Below are 6,454 nucleotides of genomic sequence, written 5' to 3' on the forward strand. Positions count from 1 at the left end.
GCGACGGCACCGGAAGACACCAGCACGATCTGCCGGCCCTGGGCCCGAAGCACGGCGATCTGCGCGCACCAGTCGGCGATCGCTTCCCGATCCAGCCCGCGGCCACGCGCGGTGACCATCGCGCTGCCGACCTTGATGACCCAGCGACGGCTGGTGTTCAGCGCCTCACGGCTCTTGTTCTGCGTCATGGATTCAGCCTGCGGCGTTGTCGTCGTCAGCGTCGGTTTCGAGATCGGGTTCAGCAGCGGCGGGCGGCGCGTCTTCAAGCAGGGTGTAATCGGGCACGGTGCGGACCGGGGAGTGGGCTTCCACCCACTCCATCGCGTCCCTGCACAGCGGGTCCAGATTGCGGCGCGCGGCGGCCGAGATGCGGTAATGACGGCCGGTCCAGCCGAGGCGTTCGAGTGCGTCGTCGATCAGCGCGTCGGACTCCTCGTCGGTCATCAGATCGATCTTGTTGAACAGCAGCCACTGTTCGCGGCCGGCCAGTTCTTCACTGAACTCGTTCAGCTCGTTGTTGATCGTTTCGATGTGCTCGACGATGTCGCCTTCGTCCGGTGGCAGGATGTCGACCAGATGCAGCAGCAGGCGGGTGCGCTGCAGATGCTTCAGGAAGCGAATGCCAAGGCCCGCGCCTTCGGCAGCGCCTTCGATGATGCCGGGGATATCGACCATCACGAAGCTGCGATTCATGCCGACCGACACCACGCCGGGCTGCGGGTACAGCGTCGTGAACGGATAGTCGGCGATCTTCGGACGGGCCGCAGACACCGCGCCGAGCAGGGTCGATTTGCCGGCATTCGGCATGCCGAGCAGGCCGACGTCGGCGAGCACGCTCAACTCCAGACGCAGTTCACGGCGCTCGCCCGGCGAGCCGGGGCTGGCGCGACGCGGTGCGCGATTGGTCGACGACTTGAAGCGGGTGTTGCCGAGGCCGTGGAAACCGCCCGCGGCAACCTTGATCCGCTGGCCCTTGACGGTCAATTCGCCGATCAGTTCTTCGGTATCGACATCGAATACCTGGGTGCCGAGCGGCATCGGGATTTCGATATCCGGGCCGCCGGCGCCCTTGCAGTCCGAACCGGTGCCGTTCTCGCCGCGCTTGGCCTTGAACGTGCGGTTGAAGCGGAAATCGGCCAGCGAATTCAGGTTCGGTTCGGAGATCACCCAGACCGTGCCGCCGTCGCCGCCGTCGCCGCCATCCGGGCCACCAAACGGGATCGCCCGCTCGCGCCGGAAGCTGACGCAACCATTGCCGCCATCGCCGGCCTCGACGCGGATGGTGGCTTCGTCAACGAATTTCATGTCTGCAGGTATCTATGTTCAGCTTGGGGAATTCAGCTTGTCGCGGTGCAGCTTGCGGGCTTCAGCTTCGGGTGCTGCAAATGACAAGGCCCCGTCATGCGGGGCCTTGTCGCAACACCGGTGCGGATCAGGCCGCGACGATGTCGACGAACTTGCGGCTGTTCGGACCACGAACCACGAACTTCACGTGGCCATCAGCCTTCGCGAACAACGTGTGATCGGTGCCGATGCCGCAGTTCAGGCCCGGATGAACCTGAGTGCCGCGCTGACGAATGATGATGTTGCCCGCGATCACCGCTTCGCCGCCGAAGCGCTTGACGCCGAGGCGCTTGGACTGCGAATCGCGACCGTTACGGGTTGATCCGCCTGCTTTTTTTTGTGCCATTTCTGTGCTCCTTCTTCAAGAACACCGCGATTAAGCGGTGATCTCCGTGATCGTGATCGCCGTGTAATTCTGCCGGTGGCCCATTTCCTTGTGGTAATGCTTGCGGCGGCGGTGCTTGATGATGCGGATCTTGTCGCCGCGGCCGTGGGCCGTGACTTCCGCCTTGACGACGGCGCCTGCAACCATCGGCGCACCGATGGTGATAGCTTCGCCATCGGCGACCATCAGCACTTCGCTGAAGCTGATCGTATCGCCGACATTGGCGACGATCGTTTCAACCTTGAGGGACTCGCCCGGGGTGACCCGGTACTGCTTGCCACCAGTCTTGATGACTGCGTACATGCTTGATACTCCAAAGAAAATTACGACTGTCTATTTGCTTTTGTAAGGCTCGAACGCAACGACACGCCAACGCGAGCAGCCCCGTGAACCCGGCATTCTAGTTTTGCCGCTCCGAGAGGTCAAACACGGGCCAGGCACGTGGACCTGAATCATTCTTTCTCCGCCCGCTGCTGGCAGCCGGAATCAACAAGCATTGACGCTATGCTGCGATCACGGTCTTCGCGGCAGCAAGCCGCTGGAGCCGCCCCTTCGCTGCTGAATGACTCCCCCCGTGACTGGCACTTCGACTCTCGTTCTCGGTTTTCTGCTCGGCCTGCGCCACGCCACCGAGCCCGACCACCTGGTCGCCGTCGCCACCTTGGCGACTCGTCATGGCACCTTGCCGGAAGCGCTGCGCCAAGGCCTGGCCTGGGGCCTGGGCCACACGCTGACCTTGGTGTTGATCGGCAGCATCGTGCTGGTGCTGGAACAGGCGCTACCGCCGCACTTCGAGCAGGTGCTGGAGCTGGGCGTCTGCCTGATGCTGGTCGTGCTTGGCGCCGACGTGCTGCGCCGCACCTTCATCGAACGCCCGCATTTCCACGCGCATCGTCATGCACCGGGCGAGCCGGCTCATCTGCACGAGCACAGCCACCTTCAGCCGCTCAGCGGTGATGGCAGCGCGTCCTTTGCAGCGATGCAATTCAGGCCGCTTGCGGCCCGGCCCCATGAAGCCTTGCCGCATGTGCACCGTCATCCGCCGCTAGTGCCACTGCGGGCGCTGCTGGTCGGGATGATGCACGGCATGGCCGGCTCTGCGGCGCTGATCGCGCTCAGTATCGGCACGGCGGAGTCTTTGGCTGCCGGCCTGATCTACATCCTGCTGTTCGGGACTGGCGCGATGGCCGGCATGGCCGTGCTGTCGACTCTGATCGCAGTACCACTGCGGCTGTCGGCAGGTTCGATGCTGCGCCTCCATCGGCTGCTGACGATTGCGATCGGCCTGCTCAGCATCGGCCTTGGCCTGCTGACGGCGATCATGATCGGCCGCCAGTTTTTCTTCTGAATCCGGCAGCCGGATTCGCGCTTACCAGCGCAGCAGCACCGTACCCCAGGTCATGCCGCCGCCAACGCCCTGCAGCATCACCAGATCGGCGGGCTTGATGCGGCCGTCCTTGACCGCCGCGTCCAGCGCCAGCGGCACCGAGGCCGCCGAGGTATTGCCCTGCTGGGCCACGGTGATGACTACCTTGTGCTTCGGCACGCCGACCTTGTCGGCCAGCGTGTTGATGATGCGGATGTTGGCCTGGTGCGGCACATACCAGTCGAGCGCCGAAGCCTTGAGGTTGTTCTTTTCCAATGCTTCCTGCGCGCATTCGGTCAGCGATTTCACGGCGACGCGATAGACCGCCTGGCCGTCCATCTCCAGATACGGCGAGCCGCGCAACTGGCCACCGCTGATGCCGCCCGGCACTTTCAGGATGTGGCTGAAGCTGCCATCGGCATGCAGATGCGAGGACAGGATGCCCGGCGCATCCGAGGTCTTCAGCACTACCGCACCGGCACCGTCACCGAACAGCACGCAAGTGCGGCGGTCGTTCCAGTCGAGAATCCGCGAAAACACTTCAGCGCCGATCACCAGCGCGCACTTGTGCTGACCGCAGGCCACCAGCTTGTCGGCGATCGCCAGCCCGTAGATGAAGCCGGTGCAGACCGCCTGCACGTCGAAAGCCGCGCCCTTGGTCACCCCGAGCTTGGCTTGCACCAGACAGGCCGTCGACGGAAAGACCATGTCCGGCGTCGTCGTCGCGACGATGATCAGATCGATATCGTCGGCGGTCACACCAGCCGCGAGCATTGCGGCCTGCGCGGCATGCAGCGCCAGATCGCTGGTCAGTTCGTCGTCGGCAGCAACGTGGCGCGCCTCGATGCCGGTGCGGCTGACGATCCAGTCGTCACTGGTCTCGATCCGGTCTTCGAGTTCGCGATTGGTGACGATGCGCTTCGGCAGATAACTGCCGGTACCGACGATGCGTGAGTAGGTCATGTAAGCAAGTTTACCGTGCGGCCGAGGATCGCTGAGGCATCAAGAAGTCTCATTCGAGTTCGATCAACAGGTCACGCGTATTCACCGTGGCGCCCGGCTTGACGTGGATGGCCTTGACCTTGCCGTCGCGCGGGGCGCCCAGCACGGTTTCCATCTTCATCGCTTCGAGCGCCAGCAGCGGCTCGCCCTTGGCGACCACCTGCCCCTTCTGCACCGCAACGCGGACCACCATTCCCGGCATCGGCGCACCGACGTGGCTGGTATCGCCTTCGTCGGCTTTCGGTGTCTCGAACTGCGCGGTCGCACCGGCCTTCGGCACGCGCACCAGTCGCGACTGGCCGTTCAGCTCGAAGAACAGCTTGACGATGCCTTCATCCTCGAACTCGGTACGGCTTTGCAGGCGGATCACCAGCGTCTTGCCGGTGTCGATGTCGACGCTGATCTCTTCCTGGTCCTTCAGGCCGTAGAAGAAGGTCGGCGTCGGTAGGGTCGAGACATCGCCGTACAGCTTGCGATGCTCGGCGAAGTCACGGAATACCTTCGGGTACATCAGGTAGGACGCGAGATCGGCATCACTCAACTCTTCGCCGACCAGCTTCTCGGCCTCGATCTTGGCGGTCACCAGATCCACCGGCGGCATCGAAGCGCCCGGTCGTCCCACCAGCGGTGGCTTGCCTTTGAGGATCTTCGTCTGCAGTGCCTTCGGCCAGCCATCCGGCGGCACGCCGAGTTCGCCCTTGAACAAGGACACCACCGATTCCGGGAAATCGATGTCGCGATCCGGGTTGTTGACGTCGTCCGCAGTCAGGCCGTTGCCGACCATGAACAGCGCCATGTCGCCGACCACTTTCGAAGTCGGCGTGACCTTGACGATGTCGCCGAACAACTGGTTCACCGTGGCATAGGCACGCGACACTTCCGGCCAGCGCGCTTCCAGACCGAGCGCCCGACCCTGCTCGCGCAGATTGGTGTACTGGCCGCCCGGCATCTCGTGGCGGTAGACATCGGCGGTGCCGGAGCGGATATCGGCCTCGAACGGCGCGTAGTAGCGACGCGCGCCTTCCCAGTAATCGGACAGCGACTGCATGGCGTCGAAGTCGACACGCGGATCGCGGTCGGAACCGGACAGCGCCGCGGCAATCGCACCGAGATTCGGCTGCGAGGTGAGCCCGGACATGGAATCCATGGCGCCATCCACCGCATCGCAACCCGCTTCGATCGCAGCCAGCACGCTAGCGGCAGCGATGCCACTGGTGTCATGCGTGTGGAAGTGGATCGGCAGGCCGATCTCGTTCTTCAGCGCCTTGACCAGCTCACGCGCCGCGCGCGGCTTGCAGATGCCGGCCATGTCCTTGATGCCGAGAATGTGCGCGCCGGCCTTCTCGAGCTGCTTCGCCATGTCGACGTAGTACTTGAGGTTGTACTTCGGCCGCGCGCTGTCGAACAGATCGCCGGTGTAGCAGATCGTGCCTTCGCAGACGGCGCCGCTGGCAATGACGGCAGTCATCGCCACGCGCATGTTGTCGACGGCGTTCAGCGAATCGAACACGCGGAAGATGTCGATTCCATTCTTCGCCGCCTGCTGCACGAAGTATTCGACGACATTGTCCGGATAGTTGGTGTAGCCCACCGCATTGGCCGAGCGCAGCAGCATCTGGAACGGAATGTTCGGCACGGCGGCGCGCAGCATTGCCAGACGCTGCCAGGGGTCTTCCTTCAGAAAGCGCATGGCCACGTCGAAGGTGGCACCGCCCCAGCATTCCAGCGACAGCAGGCCCGGCACCATTCGCGCGTAATAAGGCGCGATGTCGACCATGTCCCGCGTGCGCATGCGCGTCGCGAACAGACTCTGATGCGCGTCGCGCATCGTCGTGTCGGTCAGCAGCACGTTCGGCTGCGCCTTGATCCAGTCGGCGAAACCCTTCGGTCCGCGCGTCTTCAGTTCATCGCGCAGACCTTTCGGCACTGGCGTCATCAGATCCACTTTCGGCTTCAGCGGCAGCGCCATGACACCTTCCGGCGCCTTGCGGCCCTTCATTTCCGGATTGCCATTGATCGCGACATCACCAATAAAGCGCAACACCTTGGTGGCGCGATCGCGGCGGGCGGTGAAGCGGAACAGTTCCGGCGTGGTGTCGATGAAACGCGTGGTGCAGTCGCCAGACTTGAACAACGGATGCAGGATGACGTTCTCGAGAAACTGCAGATTGGTCGAAACGCCGCGAATGCGGAATTCGCGCAACGCGCGATCCATGCGGGCAATCGCCTCCTGTGCGGTCGGCGCCCAGGCCGTCACCTTTACCAGCAGCGAGTCGTAGTAAGGCGTGATCACCGCACCCGAATACGAGGTGCCGCCATCGAGACGCAGACCGAAACCTGCCGGGCTGCGATAGGCC

Annotated in this window: 6 protein-coding genes and 1 pseudogene; 1 reads left to right on the forward strand and 6 read right to left on the reverse strand. The window is 63.7% G+C overall.

Annotation, left to right across the window (positions count from 1 at the left end):
- The 4 genes and pseudogenes from QZY06_RS01120 to rplU form a co-directional block, all read right to left on the reverse strand.
- Positions 1 to 188, reverse strand: a pseudogene (locus QZY06_RS01120) (glutamate 5-kinase); the annotation flags it as partial.
- A gap of 4 nt (positions 189 to 192) precedes the next feature.
- Complete coding sequence (cgtA, locus tag QZY06_RS01125) at positions 193 to 1,305, reverse strand: Obg family GTPase CgtA (protein ID WP_295679096.1); 1,113 nt, start codon at positions 1,303 to 1,305, stop codon at positions 193 to 195.
- Between the two features lie 127 nt (positions 1,306 to 1,432).
- Positions 1,433 to 1,690, reverse strand: coding sequence for a 50S ribosomal protein L27 (gene rpmA, locus QZY06_RS01130; RefSeq protein ID WP_295679099.1), 258 nt, complete (start codon positions 1,688 to 1,690; stop codon positions 1,433 to 1,435).
- Positions 1,691 to 1,720: 30 nt separating this feature from the next.
- The gene (rplU, locus tag QZY06_RS01135; protein WP_293392232.1) at positions 1,721 to 2,032 is read right to left on the reverse strand and encodes a 50S ribosomal protein L21; all 312 of its coding nucleotides are present in this window, start codon (positions 2,030 to 2,032) and stop codon (positions 1,721 to 1,723) included.
- Positions 2,033 to 2,303: 271 nt separating this feature from the next.
- Here rplU and QZY06_RS01140 point away from each other — a divergent pair, with 271 nt between their 5' ends.
- Entirely contained in the window at positions 2,304 to 3,077 is a 774-nt protein-coding gene (locus QZY06_RS01140) for a hypothetical protein (protein WP_295679103.1), read from the forward strand.
- A gap of 21 nt (positions 3,078 to 3,098) precedes the next feature.
- On the opposite strand, the gene QZY06_RS01145 is transcribed toward QZY06_RS01140, so the two are convergent.
- Positions 3,099 to 4,058 (reverse strand): beta-ketoacyl-ACP synthase III, encoded by a 960-nt coding sequence (locus tag QZY06_RS01145; protein ID WP_293392237.1) that lies wholly within the window; start codon positions 4,056 to 4,058, stop codon positions 3,099 to 3,101.
- Between the two features lie 49 nt (positions 4,059 to 4,107).
- Positions 4,108 to 6,454: pyruvate carboxylase (pyc, locus tag QZY06_RS01150; RefSeq protein ID WP_295679106.1), on the reverse strand; the 2,347-nt coding region annotated here is incomplete at its 5' end.

It is taken from the genome of uncultured Nevskia sp. (genome assembly GCF_903885465.1).
Lineage (GTDB): Bacteria > Pseudomonadota > Gammaproteobacteria > Nevskiales > Nevskiaceae > Nevskia.